We start from the raw sequence: 24,768 nt of genomic DNA, 5'->3' as shown, positions 1-24,768 counted from the left end.
CCCCGCTACGCGTATAGCGGCTGCCAGAACGTACGGGTTTTCGAGTCGTTCGCCAAGGCACCCCAGACGGCTTCGGACCTCGCTATCGTGAGGGGACTGTCACCAAGGGAAAGCGGTACTACACAGATGTACGACGAACCCCGCCTGATTCCTGCCGCTTTGCTTGAGCGGATCGAGAACTACCGTGAGCGGCAGACCGAACTCAAGGCGGTGAGCTACAAGGAGGCCTCCGCACGGGTCGAGTTCATCGACGCCCTTCTCGGATCTCTCGGATGGGACGTGGCGAACGGCGCGGGGCTTCCCGAGCGATTCAAAGACGTGGTGGTGGAGCCAAACCAGGATGTGGAGGGCCACAAGCGCGCGCCCGACTACGTGCTGAGAGTGGCCGGACAGCGAAAGATGTTCGTCGAGGCAAAGAAGCCCGCCGTCTGGCTGAAGAACCAGAAGGAACCGGCCTATCAGGCTCGCCGGTATGGATGGTCAGCTCAGCTCCCGCTCGTCGTACTGACGAATTTTCGAGAGATCGCCGTTTACGACGCCCGAGTTCGCCCTTTCGAAGACGATCAGGCCACGAAGGCACGACTGCTCTACTTCTCCATTGACGAGTACGAAGAGCGGTGGGAGGAGCTCTACAACCTCATCAGCCGCGATGCGGTCGCCAGCGGATCTCTGGATGCGTTCATCGCTGAGGCTCCAGGAAGGCGTGGGGCCGAGCGCATCGATCGAGTCTTCCTCCGTGATCTGGAAGTCACCCGGGGTGAGCTTCTGGCTCACGTGGCAGACAAGAACCCATCGCTGACGGACGCACAGCTGCTGAATGCAATCCAGCTCACGCTCGATCGGATCATCTTCTTGCGCTTCTGTGAGGACAGGTCCATCGAGCCCTACGGAACCCTTCGCGACGCGGCAGCATCCAAAGACCCAATGAAAGCTCTCACGCAGGTCTACCGCGACGCAGATGCACGGTACAACTCGGGGCTCTTCCACTTCGATGACGAGAAGGGCCGCGTGCGACCTGACGAGCTGACGCTGAGCCTGACGATCGACGACGAAGTCATCCGCAGGACAGTCATGCGCTTCTATCCTCCGGAGTCGCCTTACGCTTTCGGCGTTATGCCGGTCGATGTTCTCGGCAAGGCGTACGAGACCTTCCTTTCTTGGAGGATCACGCGAGCTGGCGGAAAAGTTGCGCTTGAGCTGAAGCCGGAAGTCCGCAAGGCAGGCGGAGTCTTTTATACCCCGGAGTGGTTGTCCACCGAGGTGCTGGAGCGCACCCTGCGCCCCCTCCTCGTGGACAAGACACCCGATGACATCCGTCCCACCGCGCGCAACGCTGGCCTACGCGTTGTTGACCCCGCCTGCGGCTCTGGCAGCTTCTTGGTTCACGCCTATCGCTCCTTGCTTGACTGGCACCTTCACCAATATCTTCTTGAACCCCAGAAGTGGCTGCAGAGTCGGCCTCCCCGTTTGGAAAAGAACTCTCTGGGCGAGTTCGCGCTTAGCACCGGAGAACGACGCCGCATCCTGGTCGATCACATCTTCGGAGTCGACATCGATGCACAGGCTGTCGAAGTGGCCAAGCTCAGCTTGCTCTTGACGTTTATGGAGGATCATGAGGCTTCCGACGCTGCTGCTCCATTGCCGGGGTTCAAGGCTCGGATCCTGCCAGATCTGGACCGGAACGTCATGTGCGGCAATAGCCTCGTCGACAACGAAATTCTCACGGATGACGAACTGGCCGACGTCCACAATCCCGAACGCGTTCGCTTGAATCCATTCGACTGGACCGAACTTGGCGGGGACTTCACGGCCGTTGTCGGCAATCCGCCCTGGCTCATGGCCGGATACGAGATTGAGCCGCGGGCACTCGGCTATCTGAAGTCCGACTATGAAACCTACGACGGAAAGGCGGACCTCTACTACTTGTTCATCGAACGCGGCATTCACCTGCTCCGAGACGGCGGCCGTCTCGGATTCGTTGTGCCGAACAAGATGTACACGACGCGGGCCGCCACCCGACTCAGAAAGACGCTTACGGACAAGCCGCTGTTGGAAGAAATCGTCGACTTCCAGGCAGCCCGCCTGTTCGACGAAGCAGCGAATTACTCGCAAATCTTGATCTTGGCTAAGCAGGCTCGAGCAAGGCCCGAACCGATTCGCTTCAGCCGCGCAACAGAACGCATGGCGGTGGTACAGGACTGGGCGGTTCCCCGGGACCGTCTAGGTTCCGCGTCATGGGATCTCTCCTCCCCGGAGGCTCATGCGCTCTGGGAACACCTTCGATCGCAGGGAACGGCGCTTGAGGATGTCGCGGCTGGCTTCGGGAATGGCGTTCAAACCGGGAGCGACCCCATCATGATTCTCGATCGTGCCAAGGCGGAGGAGTTGAAAATCGAGTCCGCCTACATCCGCGATATCGTACGCGGGCAAGACATCAGGGACGGGTCGATGGCCGCCTCGAAGAAGGTGATCGTCTTCCCGTACCAGGAGGTGAACGGCGCTTATCGAGTGATCAACGCTTCCGACCTGTCGCAGGCACCCTGGCTTGAGGCGTACCTGCACGCCAACGAGAAGGCGTTGCGCTCGCGGCGCTGGTTCAAGAAGTCGGCCGAGCAATTGACGGGACAGTGGTGGGGGCTGATGTACCTGGCCGCCCCCTCCACCTTTGGCGGCCGACACCTGCTCACCCCGAGCTTGAGCGGCCGATCCAACTTCGCATTAGGCGATGGCCGACTGTTCCCCACGGGGACGGCCGGAGTAACTAGCATCGACCTGCCTGCGGATATGAACGCGGATGCGCTTCTCGCGGTCCTCAACAGTCCCCTGATTTCGACCTACATCATCGCTCATAGCCCCGTCTACCAAGGCAACTACCACAAGTTCTCCAAGCCCTACATTGCTCACGCACCGATTAAGCTCCCGCATGCGGATGCAGAGAGTGAGACTTGGGATCGGCTTGGCCAGCTCTGGGCAACTAGGTCTTCACTCCCGATTGGGACGAAGCGTGATGTGGTCGATGTGCGGATCGGCCGCGTAGTGAATGACTACTACGGTGTTGACGAAGGGCAACTTGCCCATGTCAAACGCGAGGTGGCAGCGCTCGTGTCAGACTGATCGCCGCGCCCGTTGGGCGGCGGCTTTCAACTCGATTGGGCCGAGTCACTAGAGGTTTGCGGTTCGGCTCTCAACGTAGAAGCGGCCCGCCGCGCGCCTCTGGGCGAGACGTGCGGCGGGCCGTGTCTTGTGTCGTGCGCCGGGTGCTACCGGACCGCGGCGGGCTTCTGGATCGTGTAGAGCATGCTCTCTGTGAGGTAGCGCGTCGGGTCGTTCTGCATGGTGTTGATCGCTGCCAGCTCGTTGACGGCTGCGGCGTCGGCTGGGCGCTCGTTGAAGTACAGCGCTGCGGCGTCGAGCCAGCCGTGAGTGACGGCGTGGAGGGCGACTGCACGCGCGAGGATCGCATCGCCGGTACGGGCCGCGTGCTCGATGACGCGGGCCGCTTCGCGGGGGTCGTCGATCTTCGCGGCGCGGTCGTCGGCGTCGCGGCTCGTGGCGACGAGTCCGGGGTTGAGGGTGGCTGATCCTCTCGGGAGTCCGTAGAGCTGGCGTTCGAGCTGCACGGCGCGCGCGCCGATCTTCGCGTCGCGGTCTTCTCGGGTGCGGGTGAGCTTGTCCCGCGCGCGCTCCCATGCGTCGGTGATCTTGACCCGCTGGCCGTCGACGGTGAGATACGGCTCATTCAGGATCGCGCGCTCTTCATAGCCGAACTCGTCGTGAATGCCGTTCGCGACGTTCGCGGCGTCGTCGTAGATGTTCTGCGCGTTCGTGGTGGTCATCGTGTGCCTTTCGTGGTGGTGGTGGTGGTGGTGGTGGTGGTGGTGGTCATGCGGCCCTGTGTGCCGCTGTGAGCGTCGTTCGGGGCGTCGATCTTGAACCTGTACCCCCGCGCTCGGATCGACGGCGCAACGGGCGCGTGGAGGTCGCACGCTGCGGCGCGCCACTGCGAGCCGCCGCGCCCGCTGTCGTCGCGGCTGTGCCTGTGCTGGTCGCCGCACAGCGGGCAGGCGACGTGCACGGCCCGGTCGAGGATCGACACGACGGCGGCGGTCGGCGTCCCTGGCGGTGCGGTACGGGTGTTCGATGTCATGGTGTGTTTCCGTTCGAGGTGGTGGCGGTCATGGTTGCTCGCGGTCGTGCTCGGGACTCGGCGTCGCGCTCGGCGTCGATGAGCCCGCGCTCATCGGGCGTTGCTGAGGTGCGGAGACGCGCCCGGAGCACTCGTGCTGGATCGTGCGCCCCGTCGAGCGAGCGGGCCGCGCGCCGGTCGATGATGCATGCGCCGGGCCACGGGTGACCCTCTCCGAGCCGGTACGCGTCCGAGAGCAGTTCTTCGACCGGGAGCGGAACCTTCCACTCGGTGACGAGCCGGGAGAGCTTCGATATCGCGTTCGGCTCGTGCCGGTGTTGCGCGTGCCCGTGACGGTCGACGTTGCCGGGGCGCGTCTCTTCTTCATCGTTTCCCTCCCCCCGATGCTCGGCCCGGGGCGTCGCGGGCGGATCGTTGCGGGGGGTAGGGGGGTTCTCCTTCTTCTTCTCCTTCTTCTTCGCACTGGGATATCCCGTGAGGTTGCCCGTGAGGTTGCCCGTGAGGTTGCCCGTGAGGTTGCCCGTGAGGTCGGTACCTGTCGGCGTGCTGGCTCCGACGCGCCACCGGGTCGTGCGGCCCGGGCGCTTCGGCTCGGCCGGCTCGATGATGCCCGCCCCTTCGAGCGCGGCAAGCGCGTTCTGCACGTCCCACGGATGCAGACCGCCCACGTCGGCCGCGAGCGTGGCGACTGAGGGCCACGCGACGCCGGATGCGTTGGCGTACTGCACGAGCGCCACGAGCACGCGCCCGATCGCATGCTGGCCCGTGCCATGCGAAGCGGGCGGGTCGATCGCGAGCGCCCACCGTGTGAGATCACGCGTCGACTCGTTCACCTTCAGTGAGTCAGGGACTTGCCGAGATTGTCGAGATCGGCGCGCCGGATTCTGATAAGGCGCGGCCCGAGCCGCACCGCCGGAAGGTAACCCCGGCTGATCCAGTTGCGGACTGTCTCGGTGCTGACGTCGGTAAGTGCCGCCGCCGTTGCGATCGTAATTTTCTCGTCGCGGGTCATGCCGTCTCCGTTCTGGTTTGATGTCCCTTGTTCGGGCTGGATGGGGACATTAGCAACTAGTTGGGACACGAAATCACCCCTCTGATCCGGGATTGTTTAGGACTGTGTAAGACAGTGCAAGATTGTGCAAAACCGTGGAACTCTTCTAGGCGGTCTCTCAGGAAACGTGCCGCGCAGCACGACGCCCCCGCTCCCTTTCACGGGGGCGGGGGCGTCGTCGCGGGTAGTCAGTTGCCGATGCGGGCGACACGCTTAGGTGCGGCGGGCGGCAACGGCATGCGGTCGGCAAGCTCGGTCATGCGGTCGGCTGCGGCGTGTTGGTACGCCATTGCGGCAACCATCGTCGAGTGCCCCAGCAGCTTCATCGCTTCTGCCATGGTCGCGCCGGACTGGGTGAACATGCTCCCAGCGAAGTGGCGTAGGTCGTGCTCACGTACCCCCTGATCACGGATGCCCGCCGCGTCGCGGGCTGTGTTCCATGCGCGGTTCCATGCGCTGTCGGTCAGGAACTGCGTGCGCCCGGTCGGCGCGAACACCAGCGACTCGGGGAACGGGCCGACGTGCTCGGACAGGTGCGTCTCGACATCGGCAGTCAGCGCAGACGGCAGGGTCACGACCCGCACGCCCTCATCGGACTTGGGCGCGCCGACGTGCCAGCCGTGCCCGTTGATGTGCTGCGCGGCGCGCGTCACGCTGACGGCCACGCGCCCGCCCGCAACCGCGATGTCGGAGCGACGCAATGCGCGCCACTCTCCGAACCGCAGCCCGCCGTACGCGGCCAGCAGAACGGCCAGCCGCAGGCTTTCGGGCATCGTGTCGAGAATGACGGCAAGCTCATCCATCGTAGGCGGGCGGTGCCCTCTCCCCGTCATGCTGCGCGTCAGGTTCGCCGGTACCGGGTTGCGAACAATGATGCCGTCGACGACAGCGGTATTGAGGATTGCCCGCAGTAGGCGCGCCTCTGCGCCCGCAGCGGTCTTCGCGGTCTTGGCGCGCTCGTTGTGCCACGCGCGAACGCGGGCGGGCGTAATCTCGGCCAGCCGGTCATTCGTGAACACGTGCAAGCCCTTGTCGAGCTGGCGCACGTACTCGGCTCGCGTCTTCGGGCGGAGCGGTTGGCCCTTTCCGCTGACCCGCTGCTCAACCCACGTCGCGGCGTATGCGCCGAATCGCTCGGCATCCGCCCGCTTCGATTCTGCCTCTGCCTCTGCCGCGAGCGTGGCGGGGCTCTTCCACACGCCGCGCTGGATGTCGACGCGCCGCGCCGCATTGAATGCCTGGGCGTCCACTTTGGCGTCGAACGTGTGCGGGGCGTTGTGCACCTTTCCGTCCGGACCCTTGTAGGACGCCTGCCACCGACCGCTCGGGCGCTGGCGGACCCGGCCCCAGCTCTCGGGGTTGCTCTTGTACTTGCGTTTCGTCTCGGTCGTCATGGCTGGCTACCTTTCGGGCAATCTACGGGCAATCCGTAGATCAGAATCGTTTGGAGACGACCCTACACAATCAGATGTCAGCCTCGCGACATCCCTGAGATATCAAGGGAATGAGTGGTAAGACGTGGGAACAAGTTGGACGGGCAATCCGTCTCGAATCCTGACTGTAAATCAGCTGTCTACGACTTCGGGGGTTCGAATCCCTCACTCGCCACACGAGAATGCCCCGGTCAGCCGGGGCATTCGTGCTTTCCGAGCGGCGGTTCGCGAGGCGTTCGGCGAGCGTTCGCCGGCGCGGTCCGCGGCAGGGCGTAGCGTGAGGGGATGACCCAGCACGAGGCATCCGTCGACCCTGCAGCCTTGCTCGACCTCGCGAGGGGCATCGCCGTCGAAGCGGGGGAGTTCGCGCTCGCGGCGCGACGTGCCGGCGGAAGCGGTGTCGAGGTCGCCGCGACCAAGTCGACGCCGACCGACATCGTCACCGCGACGGACCGCGACACCGAGGCGCTGATCCGCGAGCGCATCCTCGCGGCGCGCCCCGACGACGGCATCGTGGGCGAGGAGCACGACTCGCGCGTGGGCACGAGCGGGGTCAGCTGGGTGGTCGACCCCATCGACGGCACGGTGAACTTCCTCTACGGGGTGCCCGCCTGGACCGTCAGCGTCGCCGTCGTCGCCGGGGCGCCCGACCCGGGCAGCTGGCAAGGACTCGCCGGTGTGGTCGTCAACCCGACGACGGGAGAGGTGTTCACCGCGAGCGCCGGCGGCGGGGCATGGCTCGGCGACGAGCGACTGCAGGTCAACACGGGTGTGCCACTCGGCCGGGCGCTCGTCGGCACGGGGTTCGGCTACTCATCGGACGTGCGACGCGAGCAGGCGCAGGTGCTGCTCGACATGCTGCCGCAGGTGCGCGACATCCGCCGCATCGGCTCGGCCGCGCTCGACATCTGCATGCTCGCCGCCGGACGCCTCGATGCGGTCTACGAGCGCGGGCTGAACCCGTGGGATCACGCGGCCGGCGCCGTCATCGCGCGCGAAGCCGGGGCGCAGGTCGGCGGGCGGGGTGGCGGGCGCGAGGGCTCCGACCTGTTCATCGCGGCCGCGCCGGGGCTGTACGACGAACTTGCGGCGGCGCTCGAGGCCGCCGGGGCGTGAGGGAGCGCCTGCCCGCAGTTCAGGCCGGCGGGGGCCGTCCAACCTAGGAAAATGGGCGCGATCCCTGCTGGGAGCGCGACATCGCGACGAATCTCCTGAGTTGGCGTGTCGCGCGAGCGCGGCCGCTCGGCGTGTCGCAGATGAAACCGCCGGTCAGTCGCGGCAACCGCGACGAAAACCTCATTCGCGCGTGGCATTCGCGTTCGAGACCGGTTACGCTTTACCAATCCGTTATCTCGGCGTAGGCCGGGATGAGCATCTCCCCGAAGTCCCATCCCGTCCCCCACGCCGAAAGCCCCAATACGTGCTCGAGTCCCCCCTCGTGCCCGACGGTTCCACGCCAGGCACTCAGGCTGATCTGCGGCCCGAGCGTCCCCTGACCCGTCGTGAGCTGCGTGCCCGTGAGGCCGCTGATGCGCCGCGCACGCCCGCGGCGCCCGGGGTCGACGCGGGTGGGCTCGCGATGCGACCGCGTGGGGTCGACCGTCCGGCGCAGCCGCGGGGAGTGGAGTTCCCGGCCCAGCCGGCGACGATCGAGTTCGCGGCCCGGCCCCCGGTGGTCGAGCCTGCGGCCTGGCCGGCGGCCGTGCAACCTATGGCTGGGCCCCCTGCCGCCGAGTTCGCGGTCCGGCCTGCGGCGGTTGCGCCCGCTGTTCAGCAGACGCTTGAGCCCGCGGTCCGGAGTGCGGCGGTTGCGCCCGCGGTCCGGCCTGCGGCCGCCGGGCCTGCGGTCGCAGCGATTCCGGATGTCCCTGCCCCCGCATCCACCGCCCCCTCCGGCCACTCGCAGCCGAGCTTCGATGAGCTCTTCGGTTTCGCGCAGGCGGCGCCCGAGCCGGTTGAACGCCGCGCCAGGCGCGCGACAGAACCCGTCGCCGAAGTGAGGCCGGCCGGCGCGCAGCCCGCCGACTGGCGGCCTTCCGAACCGCCTCGCGCCGTGAGGCCGACACCGGCGACACCCGTCTTCACCCACCAGTCCTCCGAAACACCCCCCGCACTTCCCAAGGCCGAGTCGACCGCCCCACGGCGTGATCGCGACTCGGCCTTCGCTGTGTCTCGCGCCGATGAGGCACGTCCCCGTGCCGACACCGGCATCGGCGGCTTCGACGCCCTGTTCGCCGACCTCACCGTCGACGATGACGAGCCCGAGACGGGGCGCGGCCGCAGCGGTCGCTCGGCGCGCGCGGATCGGGCTTCGAAGAAAGACAAGAAGGCCAAGAAGTCGAAGCCGACCAAGGCCTCGCCGAAGTCGCTGATGCGGGGGGCGAAGGCCGTTGCGGCTGGGGCCACTTCGGCTGTGGCCGGAGGAGCTGCGGCCGACGCCGTGGCATCCGCCACCGCTGCTTCCGGCTCGAGTGCCGCAGCGTCCGCTGCGACTGCTTCGGCTGCCGCGTCCGCTTCTGCCGCGACGGCTTCCGCCTCGGCTGCGGCTGCATCGAGTGCAGCGACTTCGAGGGGCGCGACTCGAGCTGTGCCGACCGCATCCCCGGCTGTGCCGATCGGGAACCAGGCCGTGCCGACCACGGCCCCGGCTGTGCCGACCGCGGCGCCGCCCGTGCCGACCGCGCCTGCTTCAGCTGCCTCCAACGACTTCGCCGCCGCGATCGCTGCGGCCGCCACGGGGCCGATTCCGTCGAGCCGTACCGCCGCTGTCGACGACCTCGATCTGTTCGCTTCGTCGCTGCAGAGCGACGCGGCCGCTCCGACGTCACGGGCCGGCTCGAACGCATCGAGCCGTTCCTCGCGTCGGCTCCAACCGTCACCTGCGACGACCGCGCGCCGTGCGACCGGCGTGGCGAGCCGTAGCACGGACTCCGTGCCCGGTGGCCGAGGCGCGACATCCGCTCGCCTTTCGGCCGTTCGCCCGTCGTCGACTCGCCCTCCCCAGGGTCGGCGCCGCAGCGCGCGCGCCCTCGCGAGCATGATCGCCATGAGCTTCGCGGCGCTGCTCGCGGTCGCGACATCCGTGCCCTCGCTCTCGCTGCTGACACCTGCCGACGTGCAGGCCATGGCGCTCGAGCAGGCGACGATGCAGGGCCAAGACGGGCAGCGCGTCGTGATCTCGGGCGGTGTGCTCGCGACGCAGACCGTGCAGTCCGAGGGCTACGAATCGCAGACCGTGCAGGAGTACGCCGAGGCCGCCGGCATCCGCGCCGACACCGACTTCATCAACAACCCGGCCGGCACCATCCAGTGGCCGTTCGCCGTCGGCGTGCACGTCGGCGACCAGTTCGGGTACCGCGACTGCGCCGGGTGTTCGAGCGACCACGGCGGCCAGGACTTCAACCCGGGCCTCGGCGCCGAGATCCAGGCGATCGCCGACGGCACCGTCGTGAACTCGACCGACGAGGGCGGCTCGCTCGGCGTCGTCGTCATGATCGACCACGTCATCGACGGCGAACTCATCACGAGCGTCTACGCGCACATGGAGTACGGCTCGCGCCGCTTCGAGGAGGGCGACACCGTCGAGGTCGCCGACGTGCTCGGCACCACCGGCTCGACCGGCATGTCGACCGGCCCGCACCTGCACTTCGAGATCCGCGTCGGCGGCATGGACGGCACCAAGGTCGACCCGCTCGAGTGGCTGTACGCCAACACGAACTAGATCGGGGTGGGCCGGCGGCTCGCAGGGTGCGAGCGCGCGCGACGTTCAGCTGAGGCGCGTGGTCAGCCGCCCGTTCCGCCCTCATCGGCGCCGCCATCTGCAACTGAGGAGAATTGCGCTCGAGAACGCGGTGACGGGAGGATACGTCCAAACTCGTGAGCTGAGCACTCCTTGCCGCGTCAGTCCGCCGCGCCGCCCTCGGGCTGGAGGAGTTCGAGCGACGCTGGGCGGGGCATGGCCGAGCATTCGGTCCACTCGAGTTGGAAGCGCTAGGCGAATAGCAGCCCGCCCGACTCGTCGCGTGCGGCGAGGGTGACCGAGGTCGGACGAGATTCGCCGAGCAGCGCCATCCATTCGCCCTCGTCAGCCGGCTCGAGTTCTCGCGCGTTCGGCGCGCAACCGGACCAGCACTGCACCGACGCGATGCCGGACTTGGTCGAGGTCACCGCGATCGAGGTGGGCGACGGGGCGTCGCACGCGGGTGCGCTGCATCCGCACAGGGCAAGCGACGCCATGAGCGCGAGCGCTCCGGCTGCTCGTTCGCGACGCATGCGATCACGGTAGTACAGGCGGCTCGGCCAGCGCAGACCCGGTCGCGACATCAACAATGCAGGATGAGGAAGCGGGGAACCGATCTGCGGGCGCCGCCTGTGCTGTGGTCCTGCGTTGTCCGAGTCGGGTGTCTGCCGATCTCGTCGTGGACCCGGCGGGGCGTTGCTCAGCGCAGGATGCGCGAACGGGGACTCGCTCAGTGTGCGGCGCCGGGGCTGTCGTCCTGCGTTGCGCACGGGCGCGCCAGAGAGCTGGCGGGGAGGCGCGTCACCCTGGCGGCGGCCGGCTGGTTATCCACAGGTGAGCCTGCACCCCGCCCCACGAGCCGAATCGCGGTCAGAATCGAGCCGTGAACTGGTCAGCGTTGCAGGTTGCCCGCCACGTCCGCGCGAACGGCGGCGCCCGTTCGGTGCGGCAGCTCGAGGCCGCGGGCATCGATCGTGCTGCAGTCGTGGCGGCCTTCGCCGACCACGCGATCACGCGGGTGCGGCGGGGCTGGTATGCGGTGCCCGACGCACCCCGCGAGGTCCTTCGGGCGGTGCGAGTGGGTGGGGTGCTGACTGGGGCATCCGCAGCTCGCCTTCATGGGCTCTGGATGCATTCCGACCCGCTGCTCCACGTGCGGGTCGCCCGCACCGCCTCGCGATTGCGTTCGCCCGATGTAACGCCGCCCCAGCGCGGAACGCCGCCGGGTGCCGTGGTGTCATCGCGTCTCGACCGAGCTGCAGACGGAGTCTGCGTTCACTATCGCTCCGACCCTCCGCTCAACAGCGCCCGTGACCCGCTGCCGATCGCGCTGGCCGAGATGCTGTCATGCGCCCCGGCCGAGCATGCGATCGCGACGATCGACTCGGCACTCGCTTCGGGTCAGCTCACGGCTCCGGGGCTCGCGCGGATGCGCGAGCTCGCGCTGCCCTCGCGGCGGGCGCTGGTGGATCGGGCTTCGGCTCTCTCCGAGTCGGGCATCGAGTCGCGGGTGCGCCTCTTCCTTCGCAGACACAACATCGCGCATCGCGCACAGGTCGAGATCGATGGTGTCGGCCGGGTCGACCTCCTCGTCGGCGACCGGTTGGTGATCGAGATCGACGGGTCGAAGTTCCACACAGGGGCCGAATTCGAGAGCGATCGGCGGCGCGACTTCGAGCTTGCGATGCGCGGTTACCTCGTGCTGAGGCTCAGCTACCGCATGGTCATGGACGAGTGGGATACTTCGGCGGCGGGTCTGCGCGCCCTCGTCGCTCGCGGCGAACATCGCTGGGGGTATCGCGCCCAGTCATCGCCGGCTCCCTCTGTGCCGATGCCGAAATACGAGCATGAAGACCGGCTCGATGTGCCGCTCGGAGTACTGCTCGGCCCCAACGCAGGATGAGGGGTCGCCGACCGTCGGTGAGCGGGGTGGTGCGGCGCTCATCCTGCGTTGTGTGAAGGGCGAGCGGATGTCGCGACAAGGACGGGCTACGCGCGGAGCCAGGCGGTGGTGTCGGGCGCCAGCGTGCGGTCGGCGAGGGTCTCGCTCGTGAGCAGCACGCCGCCGGCGGGCAACTCGACCGCCGTGGAACCGGTGTTCGCGACGACGACGACGTCACCGTTGCGGAACGCGACGACCTCGGCCGCGTATCCGGGCAGCCATTCGAGCGACCCCGAGGCGAGGCCGTGCTCACGCCGCTGCGCGAGCGCGTCGCGGTACAGCTCGAGCGTCGAGCCGGCGACACCGCGCTGCTGGTCGCGCGCGAGCTCGGCCCACTGTGCGGGCTGCGGCAACCACGAGGCATCCGAGGGACCGAACCCGTACGAAGGAGCAGTACTCTCCCATGGCAGCGGCACGCGACATCCGTCTCGCCCGTATCGCTCGCCTGCGGTGCGGAACCAGGTGGGGTCCTGCCGCGCTTCGTCGGGCAGGTGGATGACCTCGGGGAGCCCGAGCTCCTCACCCTGGTAGATGTAGGCCGATCCGGGCAGCGCGAGCATGAGCGCCGTCGCGGCGCGGGCACGACGCAGGCCCGGTTCGTACTGCGGCAGCCCGGCCGACCGGGGGCCGAGGCCGTGGCCCTGGGGGTTGGCCTCGGTCACCGAGAGGCGGGTCGCGTGGCGTACGACGTCGTGGTTCGAGAGCACCCACGTCGACGGGGCGCCGACGGCTCCGAACGCATCGAGGGAGGCGTCGATGACGGTACGCAGCGCGGCGGCGTTCCACGGGGTCTCGAGGTAGGCGAAGTTGAACGCCTGGTGCATCTCGTCGGGCCGCACCCACTTCGCGACGCGGCTGAGCGGGTCGACCCACGCCTCGGCGGCGAGGATGCGCTCGCCGGGGTACTCGTCGAGCAGCGCGCGCCAGTCGCGGTAGATCTCGTGCACACCGTCTTGCGCCCAGTAGGGGGCGCCGTCGCCGGCCTCGTCGCTGATCTCGGGCTCGAGCGCAACGCCGGTCGCATCGGCGCCGACCGTGTCATGACCATCGGCCGTCACGCCGCCGGCCCCGCCCATGCTGCCGCCGTCGGCGGGCGGCGTATAGTCGGGCAGGCCGTCGGCCTTGATCATGCCGTGGGCGACATCGACGCGGAACCCGTCGACGCCGCGGTCGAGCCAGAAGCGCAGGATGCGCCGGAACTCCTCGCGGACCTCTTCATTCGTCCAGTCGAAGTCGGGCTGTGTGCTGTCGAAGAGGTGCAGGTACCACTGCCCGGGGGCGCCGTCGGCCTCGGTGACGCGGGTCCAGGCGGGGCCGCCGAAGACCGATTCCCAGTTGTTGGGGGCCAGTTCTCCGCTGGCGCCGCGCCCGTCGCGGAACAGGTAGCGCGCACGCTCGGCGCTGCCCGGCGCGGCTTCGAGGGCGGCCTGGAACCAGACGTGCTGGTCGCTCGAGTGGTTGGGCACGAGGTCGACGATGACGCGGATGTCGCGCGCGTGAGCCTCGGCGACCATGGCGTCGAAATCTGCCAGGGTGCCGAAGCGGGGGTCGACATCGCAGTAGTCGGCGACGTCGTAGCCCGCGTCGCGCTGGGGCGAGGTGTAGAACGGCGACAGCCAGATGGCGTCGACGCCGAGGTCGTGCAGGTCGCCCAGACGCGACGTGATGCCGGCGAGGTCGCCCATGCCGTCGCCGTTCGCGTCGGCGAACGACCGGGGGTAGATCTGGTAGATCGCGGCGGTGCGCCACCATTCGGAAGTCATGCGGAAACTGTACGACATCTGAACAAGAGATGGAAACGCTTGCATACCGAGTGTGACTACAGATGGTCACGAACCGGTATCGATCGGGGGATCCCGGTTTGGTAATGCGACGTCGTCAAGGTATACCTGTAATCGCTTGCAGATCGCGAGCACTCCACACGAAAGAGCGGCCTTTCGGTCACGGTGCAGTGGTTCCGCCCGGCGGAACGGGGAATACAGCTCCTCCACCAGGCGAAGGTGCCGGACTCACGCACACGAAGGGCACACACCAATGAGGGTGAACAAGAAGAGCCTGCTCGCGGTGGGCGCGGCGGCGGTCGTCGCGACGCTCGGCCTCGCGGGCTGCTCGACCGGATCGGGCGACAACAACCAGGCCGAGGCTGCGGGCGGCACGCTCACGGTCTGGGTCGACGCGGAGCGCGTCGACGCGCTGCAGGCAGCGGCCGACGCCTACTCCGAAGAGAAGGGCGTCGAGGTCGAGCTCGTCGGCAAGGACAACGCCGACATCAAGGACGACTTCATCCAGCAGGTGCCGACCGGCAAGGGCCCCGACATCACGATGGGTGCCCACGACTGGCTCGGCGAGCTCTCGACGAACGGCGTCGTCGCGCCGATCGAGCTCGGCGACTCCGCCGCCGACTACCTCCCGGTCGCGATCGACGCGTCGACCTATGAAGGCACCACCTACATGCTTCCGTACGCGGTCGAGAACATCGCCGTGCTGCGCAACGCCGACCTCGTCCCCGAGGCCGCCACGAGCTTCGACGACATGATCGCCAAGGGCAAGGCCGCCGGCCTCGACCACCCGTTCGTGGTCGAGCAGGGCGCCGAGGGCAACCCCTACCACCTCTACCCGTTCCAGACGGCGTTCGGCGCACCCGTGTTCGGCACGAACGACGAGGGCTACGACCCCACCGACCTGCAGCTCGGCAACGCCGGCGGCGAGGAGTTCGCCACCTGGCTCGGCGCGCAGGGCAAGAACGGCACCGGCAACTTCAACACCGACATCGACGGTGACATCGCCAAGCAGGCCTTCCTCGACGGCACCGCCGCCTTCTGGCTGACCGGCCCGTGGAACGTCGGCGCCGCGATCGACGGCGGCGTCAACGTCGCGATCGACACCGTGCCGAGCCCGACCGGTGAGGCTGCTTCGCCGTTCGCCGGCGTCAAGGGCTTCTTCGTCTCGTCGGAGTCCGCGAACAAGGTCGCCGCGAACGACTTCCTCGTGAACTACATCGGCACCGAGGACGTGCAGCTCGAGCTCTTCGAGGCGGGCAACATCCTCCCGGCGCTCTCGGCCGCTGCCGAGACCGCGTCGAGCGACCCGATCATCGAGGGCTTCGCCGCCGTCGGCGCCGAGGCCGTGCCGATGCCCGCGATCCCGGCCATGGGTTCGGTGTGGCAGTACTGGGGCATCGCCGAGGCCGGGGTGATCAACGGGGCCGACCCCGTCGCCACCTGGCAGAAGCTGACCAGCGACGTGCAGGCTGCGATCAGCAAGTAACGACCGAGATGCTCCGGGTCGGATGTCGCAACGGCGTCCGACCCGGAGCCCTCACGTTCGACGGGAAGAGCAAGCAGCATGACGACCACGGTTGACGAAGAGGTCACGCCCGACACCTCGGGCACGGCACCGAAACCCACGAAGCGGCAGCGGCAGGCCGCAGGCATCGCCGACGCGGCATCCGGGGGCATCATGGTGCTCCTCGTCAAGCTGCTCGCGCTCGGCATCGTCGACGCGATCGCGCTCTTCGCGCTCTTCATCCTCGTCACCGCCGATCAGTGGCTGATCGCGGCGATCGTCGCCGTCGTCGCCGTCGCGGTGAACTGGATCTACTTCTCGCGCCGCAAGCTGCCGGCCAAGTACCTGACGCCCGGCATCATCTTCCTCGTGGTGTTCCAGGTGTTCACGCTCGTCTACACCGGGTACATCGCCTTCACCAACTACGGCACCGGCCACAACGGCACCAAGGAGCAGGCGGTGTCGTCGCTCATGGCCTCGTCGCTGCAGCGCGTCGAGGACTCGCCGACGTACCCGGTGACCGTCGTCGACCAGTTCGGCACCCTCGGGCTGCTCGTCACCGACCCCGACGGCGACGCCCTCATCGGTACGAACGAGCAGCCGCTGCAGCAGGTCGACGCCGAGTTCGACGGCGGCAAGGCCGTCGCGGTCGACGGATGGACGACGCTGCAGTTCGGGGAGGTGCTCGCTCGCACCGACGAGATCACCGATCTCGCCGTCCCCGTCTCGGATGACCCCAACGAGGGCGCGCTGCGCACGCCCGACGGCTCGAGCGCGTATCAGTACACTTCGACGGTCGAGTACGACGAGGCCGCGGGCACGATGACGGATGTCACGACCGGCACCGTGTACACCGACATCGGCACCGGGGCCTTCACCTCGGCAGACGGCGAGGAACTGCTCCCCGGCTGGCAGATCACCGTCGGATTCGACAACTTCGTGCGCGCCGTCACCGACGCGCGGCTGTTGCAGCCGCTCGTGTACGTGACGCTGTGGACCTTCGCGTTCGCCCTGATCTCGGTCGGATCGACGTTCTTCCTCGGCCTCTTCCTCGCGATCGTGTTCAACGACATGCGCATGCGGGGCCGCAAGTACTACCGGGTCGCGATGATCCTGCCGTACGCGATCCCGTCGTTCCTGTCAGCGCTCATCTGGGCGGGCATGATGAACGAGAGCTTCGGGTTCATCAACCAGGTCATCTTCGGCGGGGCATCCATACCGTGGCTGACCGACCCGTGGATGGCGAAGGTCTCGGTGCTCATCGTGAACCTGTGGCTCGGATTCCCCTACATGTTCCTCGTCTGCATGGGGGCGCTGCAGTCGATCCCCGACGACATCCAGGAGGCGGCGACGGTCGACGGTGCGAAGCCGTGGGCGATCTTCCGGCTCATCAAGCTGCCGCTGCTGCTCGTCACTGTCGCACCGCTGCTCATCGCATCGTTCGCGTTCAACTTCAACAACTTCAACGTGATCTACATGCTCACCGACGGCGGCCCGCGCGACGCGAACGCGCCGATCCCGGTCGGGTTCACCGACATCCTGATCACGATGGTCTACAAGGTCGCCTTCACCGGGCAGACCCGTGACTACGGTCTCGCGAGTGCTTACTCGATCATCATCTTCATCGTCATCGCGGTGATCTCGATCATCGCCTTCCGTCGCACCAAGACCCTCGAGGAGCTGAACTGATGGCCAAGAAGGGCACCAAGGAGCACTACTCCTGGGTCGAGGCCGACCGTGCGTCGGGCGAGATCATGGCGACGGCGCTCGACGCCGAGGCAGAGCGTGCGGCGCACCCTCGGGGCGTCCGCTCGAAGCGACCGTTCAACTTCGCCCGCTGGTTCCGGGCCACCGGGTGGCGCCACATCGTCGGCATCGTGATGGTCGTGTTCGCGCTGTTCCCGATCGTCTTCGTGGTCTCGTCGTCGCTGAACCCGCAGGGCACCCTGACCGGCTCGAACGCGTTGTTCTCGAAGATCGGGCTCGACAGCTACGTGCGCATCCTCACCGACCCGCAGGTGCCGTTCCCCCAGTGGTTCGGCAACACGATCCTGATCGCGAGCGTGACCGCTGTCGCGACGGTGTTCCTCGGCGCGCTCGCGGCGTACTCCTTCTCGCGCATGCGCTTCGCCGGCCGCCGTGTGGGGCTGGTCACGATCGTCGTGGTGCAGATGTTCCCGCAGATGCTCGCGGTCGTCGCGATCTTCCTGCTGATGTCGGCGATCAGCGACTGGTTCCCGGCGATCGGCCTCAACACGCACATCGGCCTGATCATGGTGTACCTCGGCGGCGCGCTCGGGGTGAACACGTTCCTGATGTACGGCTTCTTCAACACGATCCCCGCGTCGATCGACGAGGCCGCGAAGATCGACGGCGCCGGGCACGCGCGCATCTTCTTCACGATCATCCTGCGGCTCGCGGCGCCGATCCTCGCGGTCGTGGCCCTGATCTCGTTCATCTTCACGGTGAACGAGTTCGCCGTGGCATCCGTGATCCTCATCGACACCGACAAGCAGACGCTCGCGGTCGGCCTCACGAAGCTCGTGTCGAATCCGCGATACGCCGACTGGAGCGCGTTCTCAGCCGGCGCGGTGATGGCGGCACTGCCGGTGGTGGCCCTGTTCCTCTGGCTGCAGAAGTACATCGTCGGCGGCCTCACGGCCGGCGCAGTCAAGTAGGGCGGGCGTCGGTCGGTCGTCGGTCGGGCGTCGCGTCGCCGGCAGCTGCGATTGCGGGCGAATCGGATGTCTCAGCGCGAGTCAACCTTCCCGAAACCTGCGTCTGAAAGGTTCGAACCATGCCTGAGCGACTGAACCCGCACCACGACGGATCGCCCCTGCACGTCTCGACTCAGGCGCCCGCGCTCGGCGAGGTCGTGCGGGTGCGGCTGCGCGTGCCCGACGCGTTCGGGCCGCTGCGGTGGGTCGGCACGCGGTCGAACCCGAACCGCGAGCCGCGGTTCGACGAGGCGTCGGTCGTGGCATCGGCCGACGGCTGGCAGTGGTGGGAGGCCGCGGTCGAGGTCGAGAACCCCGTGCACGGGTACCGCTGGCTGCTCGTCGGCGACGACGGTCGCCAGCACTGGCTGAACCAGGCCGGGCTGTCGAGCGTCGAGGTGCGTGATCACGACGACTTCAAGCTCGTCGCGCACGCGCAGGCGCCCGAGTGGGCCGCGTCGAGCGTGCTGTACCAGGTGTTCCCCGACCGGTTCGCGAAGGCGGCAGCGTCCACCGGGCCCGGCGCCGACGGGCGCCCGACGCCCGACTGGGCGATCCCCGCCGAGTGGAGCGACCCGGTCGACCTCGTGCCGCCGGCCCGCTCGGCGCAGCTCTACGGCGGTGACCTCGACGGGGTGCGCGAGCACCTCGACCATCTCGAGTCGCTCGGCGTGAACCTGCTCTATCTCACCCCGTTCTTCCCGGCGCGGTCGAACCACCGCTACGACGCGTCGACCTTCGACCACGTCGACCCCCTGCTCGGCGGCGACGACGCGCTGGTCCGGCTCGTCGAGGCGGCTCACGCACGGGGCATCCGCGTCATCGGAGACCTCACGTCGAACCACTCGGGCGACGCGCACGAGTGGTTCCGTGCGGCGCAGGCCGACCCGGCCGCGCCTGAGCGGGCCTTCTACTACCTGCACGACGACGGCACGTACGAGTCGTGGTTGGGCGTGCCGAGCCTGCCGAAGTTCGACTGGAAGTCGCCTGAGCTGCGCCGCCGCTTCATCGAGGGCGCCGAATCGGTCGTGGCCCGGTTCCTCGCGCCGCCGTTCAACCTCGACGGGTGGCGCATCGACGTCGCGAACATGACCGGGCGGCTCGGCGACGAAGACCTCAACGAGCAGGTGCGGCGCACGATCCGCGCGACGATGCTCGAGGTGAATCCCGACACGATCCTGCTGGGCGAGTCGACGAACGATGCGGCGAGCGACTTCCAGGGCGACGCGTGGCACGGCGCGATGACGTACACGCCGTTCACGAGGCCGCTGTGGAGCTGGCTGGCGCAGCCGGGCAGCCCGGCCGGCGGCGGCATCGGATTCGCGCTCGCGCAGGTGCCGACGTTCACGGGTGGCGAGTTCGTCGCGGCGCACCACCGCTTCGCCGCCGGATTCCCCTGGCGCACCCGCATCGCGACCATGAACGCGCTCGACACGCACGACACCCCGCGGTTCGCGACCTCTGCCCTGCCCGGCACTGTGCCGGTCGCGTTCGGGCTCGCGGTGACGCTGCCGGGCATCCCGGTCGTGTGGGCGGGCGATGAGTTCGGGCTCACGGGCGTCGACGGCGAGGCGTCGCGCACGCCGATCCCGTGGGGGAGCGAGGGCTCGGCGGATGTCGCGCCGGTGCTGGACGCCTATCGTGCGCTCGTCGCGCTTCGGCGGGCGCATCCGGTGCTCGCGACCGGTGGCATCCGCTGGCTCGCGGTCGACGACGATGCGGTCGCCTTCGTGCGGGAATCGGCGGACGAGACCCTGCTCGTCTTCGCCGCGCGCGCGGCGTCGACGCTGTCGTTCGAGTCGGCAGCGCTGTCGTTGGAGCCGGGTGCCCTGTTGCGATCGGATGCCGCGACCGCGATGTTCGGCGATGCGGGGCTCGCGACATCCGATGGCCTCGTGACGCTCTCGGCGACCGGAGCGACGTTCGCGGTCTGGACCTTGCCGGGCGTCGCGGCGCCCGCCTGGTGACCCACCCGACGGTGGCTCGGCATGGTTCGAAGCACCCCTTGCGAGGTGATATCCTCGTACGGTTGCCAATTGCGGCACACGCCCCGATAGCTCAGTGGTAGAGCACTTCCATGGTAAGGAAGGGGTCGTCAGTTCAATCCTGACTCGGGGCTCTGGTTCGGTAGGGGCGTATGCTCGAAGAACCTTCCCGGCGGGGTAGCTCAGGTGGTTAGAGCACACGGCTCATAATCGTGGTGTCGCGGGTTCGAGTCCCGCCCTCGCTACAAAAGGCTTGGTTAGTCAGGGATTTCTGCCGCCGATGAACTCGTTCTCGTTCAACGAGTCGCGGGCCCCATCTCGTGTCACCGTCATGGTGGACTTTTCGCGTACCCACTCAGATCGGTCAACGGCGCACCCGATACCGTAGGTGAAGCACCCGGTCGCCCTGAACGACTACGTCCGGGTCTTCCAGCACGTGCTGCGAGTCGACGGAGCCGAAGTAGCGCTTGCCGGACCCGAGCACGACAGGTGCGACGTCCATGCGTACCTCGTCGACCAAACCTGCGGCGAGCACCTGGCCGCCGACGTCGCCAGCAGCAACCTCGACAGTGCGGCCACCCGCGAGCTCCCTCGCCTTGGCCACGGCCGCCTCGATACCGTCGACGAAGTGAAACGCTGCGTTGGAGTCCCAGCCCTCGGGCGCCGGCCGGTGTGTCACGACGACCACGTGGTCGATCCCGCTCGGAGGCTTCCCGTCCCAGCCGTCCGTGAGGTCGAAGACGTGGCGACCGGCGATTGTCACCCCGATCTCGTCCCAGTACGGCCGGATGTGGTCGTAGGACGCTTGCGACACGTTCAGTACGCCGCTGTCGTCCAACGGCACGTCACCGCTGACCAACCATTCGAACAGCGGGCCGGGATCGTCGTTCTCAGCCGCAATGAAGCCATCCACCGAGACCGACGCATTCATGACCACTTTCCCCATGAGTTCCTCCTCTGTTGGAGTCCCAAGTCTCGTGTGTCGTGAGTGGTCGCTCTTGTAAGAAATCAATCGGCCGGCAGCGGCCAGCCATCCAGCGCGTGGTCGGGATGTTCGCGGAGAAAGCGTCGCCGGACTTCGACATACCGCGTCGGCGTGAGCCCGGTGAACTCCCGGAATTCGTGGACGAAGTGAGCTTGGTCGAAGTAGCCTGCGGCAGCGGCAACGTCGCCCCAGTCGATAGGTGCGGCTACGTTGATCGCCAACACGGTGGCGGTGAATCGGTAGCTGCGCGCCAGCCGCTTCGGTGTGACGCCGATGATCTCCTTGAACCGCTTCGCCAAGTACGTGCTGCTGGCGTGGGCTGCCCCGCCGACGTCGCTGATCGGCACCGCTCCGCCGGTCTCCGCGATGGCGCTGCTCATGTGGCGGACGATGTCCAGGCCGTTGATCGCGCGCAGCCGTCGCACCAGTTCCTCCTCGAGCAACATCAGCATTTCGTGCGGTGCGTCCGCCAAGGTCAGTCGGCGTCGCAACTCAGCGACAGCGGGCCGGCCCCAGATCTGCTCCACCGTCGCCGGTCGGTCGCACAACTCGGCCGCCGGCATCGGAAGGAACGGTGCCAGCCCCCACGGCATGAAGTGGACGCCCACGGACCGCGTCGGGGTCGGGTAGCCGAACTCCCACGCACGGGTGGGCGTGGTGACCGCGCAGCCATCGGCGTATTCCACGGCTTCTACGTCGGCGCCTGCGCGGATGAGGAACGGCGCCCCCAGGTTGACGATGAGCAGAGGCGCGGGCGCCGCCGGCAGCATCAGCCGGGAGTACGGCGGAGCGCCCTCCAGGTAGTAGAGGTCGCCGATCAGCCCGTCCAACGGCGGACCGGGCACCCTGGACACATACTCCACACTGACATCATCGCCGACGGCCCGCCCTCGATGGTGTTCACCTGTCGCTGAAGGAGTCGACCTACTCCTCGTCTTCGCCCGGATGATCCCGCCGTTCGACGTGAGCTTCGAGCAGTTCACCGCCGACCTGAAGAAGGCAGCGGAAGCAGCGGCGTCCTGAGGAACGACCGCGCTCGACGTGCGGCAGATGGAATCCAGGTCTGCGCCCGCGACGTACCGAACGGTGACGAGCGTCATCTGCTGATGCTCCTCGTGCCCGCTCGGGGTCCGCGGGTCAGGGGGCGATGTAGACCGTGGCGCCGAGTCGCACGAACTCGGCGCTCTTCTCCTTCATGCCCGCCTCGGGTGTGCCGCCGAAGCGATCGCGCACGTCCTGGCTGATCCGCATGGAACAGAACTTCGGGCCGCACATCGAGCAGAAATGCGCGGTCTTGGCGTTCTCGGCCGGCAGGGTCTCGTCGTGGAACGCCTCTGCGGTGTGCGGGTCGAGCGACAGCGAGAACTGGTCGCGCCAGCGGAACTCGAAGCGAGCCTTGCTGAGGGCGTCGTCCCAGGCGCGGGCACCCGGGTGCCCCTTGGCGACGTCGGCGGCGTGGGCAGCGAGCTTGTAGGTGATCACGCCGGTCTTCACGTCATCACGGTTGGGCAGACCGAGGTGCTCCTTCGGCGTGACGTAGCAGAGCATCGCCGTGCCGTGCATGGCGATCGTGGCCGCGCCGATCGCGCTGGTGATGTGGTCGTACCCGGGCGCGATGTCGGTCGCCAGCGGGCCGAGCGTGTAGAACGGTGCGCCGTCGCACCAGTCCTGCTGCAGTACGACGTTCTCCTCGACCAGGTTGAGCGGCACATGACCAGGGCCCTCGACCATCACCTGCACGTCGTGCTTCCATGCACGCTTCGTCAGCTCGGCGAGGGTCTTCAGCTCGGCGAACTGCGCCTCGTCGTTCGCGTCCGCGGTCGAGCCGGGCCGCAGGCCGTCGCCGAGGCTGAACGCGACGTCGTAGCGGGCGAAGATCTCGCAGAGCTCATCGAAGTGGGTGTAGAGGAAGTTCTCCTCGTGGTGCGCCAGGCACCAGCCGGCCATGATCGACCCACCGCGCGAGACGATGCCGGTGACCCGGTTCGCGGTCAGCGGCACGTACCGCAACAGCACGCCGGCGTGGATGGTCATGTAGTCCACCCCCTGCTCGCATTGCTCGATGACGGTGTCGCGGAACACCTCCCAGGTGAGCTTCTCGGCTTGGCCGTTGACCTTCTCGAGCGCTTGGTAGATCGGGACGGTGCCGATCGGCACCGGCGAGTTGCGAACGATCCACTCGCGGGTGGTGTGGATGTCGTCGCCTGTGGAGAGGTCCATGACGGTGTCGGCGCCCCAGGTTACCGCCCAGGTCAGCTTGTCGACCTCCTCCCTAATGGAGCTGGTGACGGCGCTGTTGCCGATATTCGCGTTGATCTTCACGAGGAATCGCTTGCCGATGATCATCGGCTCGACCTCGGGGTGGTTGACGTTGACGGGGATGATCGCGCGTCCGGCGGCCACCTCGCTGCGCACCAACTCGACGTCGCAGTTCTCGCGAAGGGCGACGAACTCCATCTCGGGCGTGACGATGCCGCGACGCGCATAGTGCATCTGGGTGACCGTTCCGGTTCCGCGGAGCGGCCGGACCTTGTCACCGCGCCACTCGTCCTGGGCGGCGCCGCGGCGCAGGGCCGAGCGGCCGTTGTCGAGCAGCTGCGTCTCGCGACCGTCGTAGGCCTCGACGTCGCCGCGCTCGGTGATCCAGTCGGTGCGGAGCCGGGGGAGTCCGACTTCCGGATCGCCGCCGGGCCCTTCCGTGCAGTAGCGGTCGAACGTTTCGCCGTTGGTCAGCGCGACGCGGGTGAGCGGCACTCGGATGTCCGGGCGCGGGCCTTCGACGAGCACGCGGGTGTGGGCGTCGTGAACGGTCATGATCATGCTCCTTGCTGTTGGATGGACGTGAGATCGGTGAGGGCGCGGCGAGGTGCGGGCGCGGTGCTCACCGCACCGCTTCGAGCAGGCTGCCGACGAGGCGGCCGGGATGCTCCGCGCGCATCAGGGCTCCCATCACCGCGACGCCGTAGGCGCCCGCTCGACGGGCCGAGGCCGCATTGCCCGCGTGGATCCCGCCGAGGGCGTACACCGGGACGTCGTGTCCGGCGAAGGCGGTCGGATCCAGTGGCGGCCCGTAGCCCGGTTTGCTCGCCGTCGCGGCGAACGGCGAGAGGGTGGCGTAGGCGGCGCCCTCGGATGCCGCGCGGCCGACTTCGTCGGGCGTATGGCATGAGCGGCCGAACCACGATTCGGCACCGAGCGGGAGCCGGTCGATGCCGGTGCTCGTGCCTGCTGCCGCGCTCGGCAGGTGGACGGCGACCGCGCCGGGGAACGGCGCGCGCGAAGCGATCACCGTCAGTCCGGGCAGGTCCGCGAGGCGTCTCGCGAGCGCGGCACGCCGGGGGTACGGAAGGTCGAGCTCGCGGATCACCACCGTCGTCGCACCCGCCTCGGTGCAGGCTTGCAGCGTCGCGAACAACGAGCGACCGGGAGGCAACTGTACTCGGTCGGTGAGGATCAGCAGTCTGGGCATCGCGGGCGGCGTATG

The 24,768-nt window shown here is 67.9% G+C and carries 19 protein-coding genes and 2 tRNA genes; 10 read left to right on the top strand and 11 right to left on the bottom strand.

The window, feature by feature from the left end; all coding sequences use genetic code 11:
- Window positions 1–126: 126 nt before the first annotated feature.
- Window positions 127–3,114 (top strand): Eco57I restriction-modification methylase domain-containing protein, encoded by a 2,988-nt coding sequence (locus LQ757_RS14365; protein ID WP_231047929.1) that lies wholly within the window; start codon window positions 127–129, stop codon window positions 3,112–3,114.
- Between the two features lie 146 nt (window positions 3,115–3,260).
- Here LQ757_RS14365 and LQ757_RS14360 read toward each other — a convergent pair whose 3' ends face one another.
- The 5 genes from LQ757_RS14360 to LQ757_RS14340 form a co-directional block, all read right to left on the bottom strand.
- The gene (locus LQ757_RS14360; protein WP_231047928.1) at window positions 3,261–3,836 is read right to left on the bottom strand and encodes a hypothetical protein; all 576 of its coding nucleotides are present in this window, start codon (window positions 3,834–3,836) and stop codon (window positions 3,261–3,263) included.
- Window positions 3,833–4,147: a hypothetical protein gene (locus tag LQ757_RS14355; RefSeq protein ID WP_231047927.1), complete on the bottom strand. Its 315-nt coding sequence runs from the start codon at window positions 4,145–4,147 to the stop codon at window positions 3,833–3,835. Before LQ757_RS14355 ends, LQ757_RS14360 begins: the two co-directional genes overlap by 4 nt.
- The gene (locus LQ757_RS14350) at window positions 4,144–4,980 is read right to left on the bottom strand and encodes a helix-turn-helix domain-containing protein (protein WP_231047926.1); all 837 of its coding nucleotides are present in this window, start codon (window positions 4,978–4,980) and stop codon (window positions 4,144–4,146) included. Before LQ757_RS14350 ends, LQ757_RS14355 begins: the two co-directional genes overlap by 4 nt.
- Before the next feature lie 2 nt (window positions 4,981–4,982).
- Entirely contained in the window at window positions 4,983–5,159 is a 177-nt protein-coding gene (locus tag LQ757_RS14345; protein ID WP_231047925.1) for a helix-turn-helix domain-containing protein, read from the bottom strand.
- Window positions 5,160–5,386: 227 nt separating this feature from the next.
- Window positions 5,387–6,592 (bottom strand): tyrosine-type recombinase/integrase, encoded by a 1,206-nt coding sequence (locus LQ757_RS14340; protein ID WP_231047924.1) that lies wholly within the window; start codon window positions 6,590–6,592, stop codon window positions 5,387–5,389.
- 324 nt (window positions 6,593–6,916) lie between these two features.
- Here LQ757_RS14340 and LQ757_RS14335 point away from each other — a divergent pair, with 324 nt between their 5' ends.
- Together LQ757_RS14335 and LQ757_RS14330 are read left to right on the top strand one after the other, a co-directional pair.
- Window positions 6,917–7,747, top strand: a complete 831-nt coding sequence (locus tag LQ757_RS14335; RefSeq protein WP_231047923.1) for an inositol monophosphatase family protein — start codon at window positions 6,917–6,919, stop codon at window positions 7,745–7,747.
- Window positions 7,748–9,677: 1,930 nt separating this feature from the next.
- Window positions 9,678–10,352: a M23 family metallopeptidase gene (locus LQ757_RS14330; RefSeq protein WP_231047922.1), complete on the top strand. Its 675-nt coding sequence runs from the start codon at window positions 9,678–9,680 to the stop codon at window positions 10,350–10,352.
- A gap of 269 nt (window positions 10,353–10,621) precedes the next feature.
- Here LQ757_RS14330 and LQ757_RS14325 read toward each other — a convergent pair whose 3' ends face one another.
- Window positions 10,622–10,903 (bottom strand): hypothetical protein, encoded by a 282-nt coding sequence (locus tag LQ757_RS14325; protein ID WP_231047921.1) that lies wholly within the window; start codon window positions 10,901–10,903, stop codon window positions 10,622–10,624.
- Between the two features lie 350 nt (window positions 10,904–11,253).
- On the opposite strand from LQ757_RS14325, the gene LQ757_RS19445 reads away from it, so the two are divergent.
- Window positions 11,254–12,273 (top strand): DUF559 domain-containing protein, encoded by a 1,020-nt coding sequence (locus LQ757_RS19445; protein WP_231047920.1) that lies wholly within the window; start codon window positions 11,254–11,256, stop codon window positions 12,271–12,273.
- An 86-nt stretch (window positions 12,274–12,359) separates the two neighbouring features.
- Here the strand turns inward: LQ757_RS19445 and LQ757_RS14315 are convergent, their stop codons facing one another.
- The gene (locus tag LQ757_RS14315) at window positions 12,360–14,120 is read right to left on the bottom strand and encodes a glycoside hydrolase family 13 protein (RefSeq protein ID WP_372459659.1); all 1,761 of its coding nucleotides are present in this window, start codon (window positions 14,118–14,120) and stop codon (window positions 12,360–12,362) included.
- A gap of 226 nt (window positions 14,121–14,346) precedes the next feature.
- On the opposite strand from LQ757_RS14315, the gene LQ757_RS14310 reads away from it, so the two are divergent.
- The 6 genes from LQ757_RS14310 to LQ757_RS14285 all read left to right on the top strand — a co-directional run bounded on the left by LQ757_RS14310 (window position 14,347) and on the right by LQ757_RS14285 (window position 20,544).
- Window positions 14,347–15,579, top strand: coding sequence for a sugar ABC transporter substrate-binding protein (locus LQ757_RS14310; protein WP_231047918.1), 1,233 nt, complete (start codon window positions 14,347–14,349; stop codon window positions 15,577–15,579).
- A gap of 78 nt (window positions 15,580–15,657) precedes the next feature.
- Window positions 15,658–17,286 (top strand): ABC transporter permease subunit, encoded by a 1,629-nt coding sequence (locus tag LQ757_RS14305; RefSeq protein WP_231047917.1) that lies wholly within the window; start codon window positions 15,658–15,660, stop codon window positions 17,284–17,286.
- Between the two features lie 65 nt (window positions 17,287–17,351).
- Complete coding sequence (locus tag LQ757_RS14300) at window positions 17,352–18,275, top strand: sugar ABC transporter permease (RefSeq protein WP_231048192.1); 924 nt, start codon at window positions 17,352–17,354, stop codon at window positions 18,273–18,275.
- Between the two features lie 119 nt (window positions 18,276–18,394).
- On the top strand, window positions 18,395–20,281 hold the full coding sequence (locus tag LQ757_RS14295; protein WP_231047916.1) for a glycoside hydrolase family 13 protein: 1,887 nt from the start codon (window positions 18,395–18,397) through the stop codon (window positions 20,279–20,281).
- 80 nt (window positions 20,282–20,361) lie between these two features.
- A tRNA-Thr gene (locus LQ757_RS14290) sits at window positions 20,362–20,433 on the top strand.
- A 37-nt stretch (window positions 20,434–20,470) separates the two neighbouring features.
- Window positions 20,471–20,544 (top strand) — tRNA-Met (locus LQ757_RS14285).
- A 119-nt stretch (window positions 20,545–20,663) separates the two neighbouring features.
- Here the strand turns inward: LQ757_RS14285 and LQ757_RS14280 are convergent.
- From LQ757_RS14280 to LQ757_RS14265, 4 genes are all read right to left on the bottom strand, one after another.
- On the bottom strand, window positions 20,664–21,245 hold the full coding sequence (locus LQ757_RS14280; protein WP_231047915.1) for a dihydrofolate reductase family protein: 582 nt from the start codon (window positions 21,243–21,245) through the stop codon (window positions 20,664–20,666).
- Window positions 21,246–21,307: 62 nt separating this feature from the next.
- Window positions 21,308–22,384 (bottom strand): helix-turn-helix domain-containing protein, encoded by a 1,077-nt coding sequence (locus LQ757_RS14275; RefSeq protein WP_231047914.1) that lies wholly within the window; start codon window positions 22,382–22,384, stop codon window positions 21,308–21,310.
- A 37-nt stretch (window positions 22,385–22,421) separates the two neighbouring features.
- Window positions 22,422–24,098: a phosphomethylpyrimidine synthase ThiC gene (thiC, locus tag LQ757_RS14270; protein ID WP_304504439.1), complete on the bottom strand. Its 1,677-nt coding sequence runs from the start codon at window positions 24,096–24,098 to the stop codon at window positions 22,422–22,424.
- 67 nt (window positions 24,099–24,165) lie between these two features.
- Window positions 24,166–24,753, bottom strand: a complete 588-nt coding sequence (locus LQ757_RS14265; protein WP_231047912.1) for a thiamine phosphate synthase — start codon at window positions 24,751–24,753, stop codon at window positions 24,166–24,168.
- Window positions 24,754–24,768 lie beyond the last annotated feature (15 nt).

The sequence above is a fragment of the Agromyces cavernae genome, from assembly GCF_021044935.1.
Lineage (GTDB): Bacteria > Actinomycetota > Actinomycetes > Actinomycetales > Microbacteriaceae > Agromyces > Agromyces cavernae.
The sequence above is the reverse complement of the archived record's forward strand: the minus strand, read 5'-3'. Positions and strand labels throughout refer to the sequence as shown.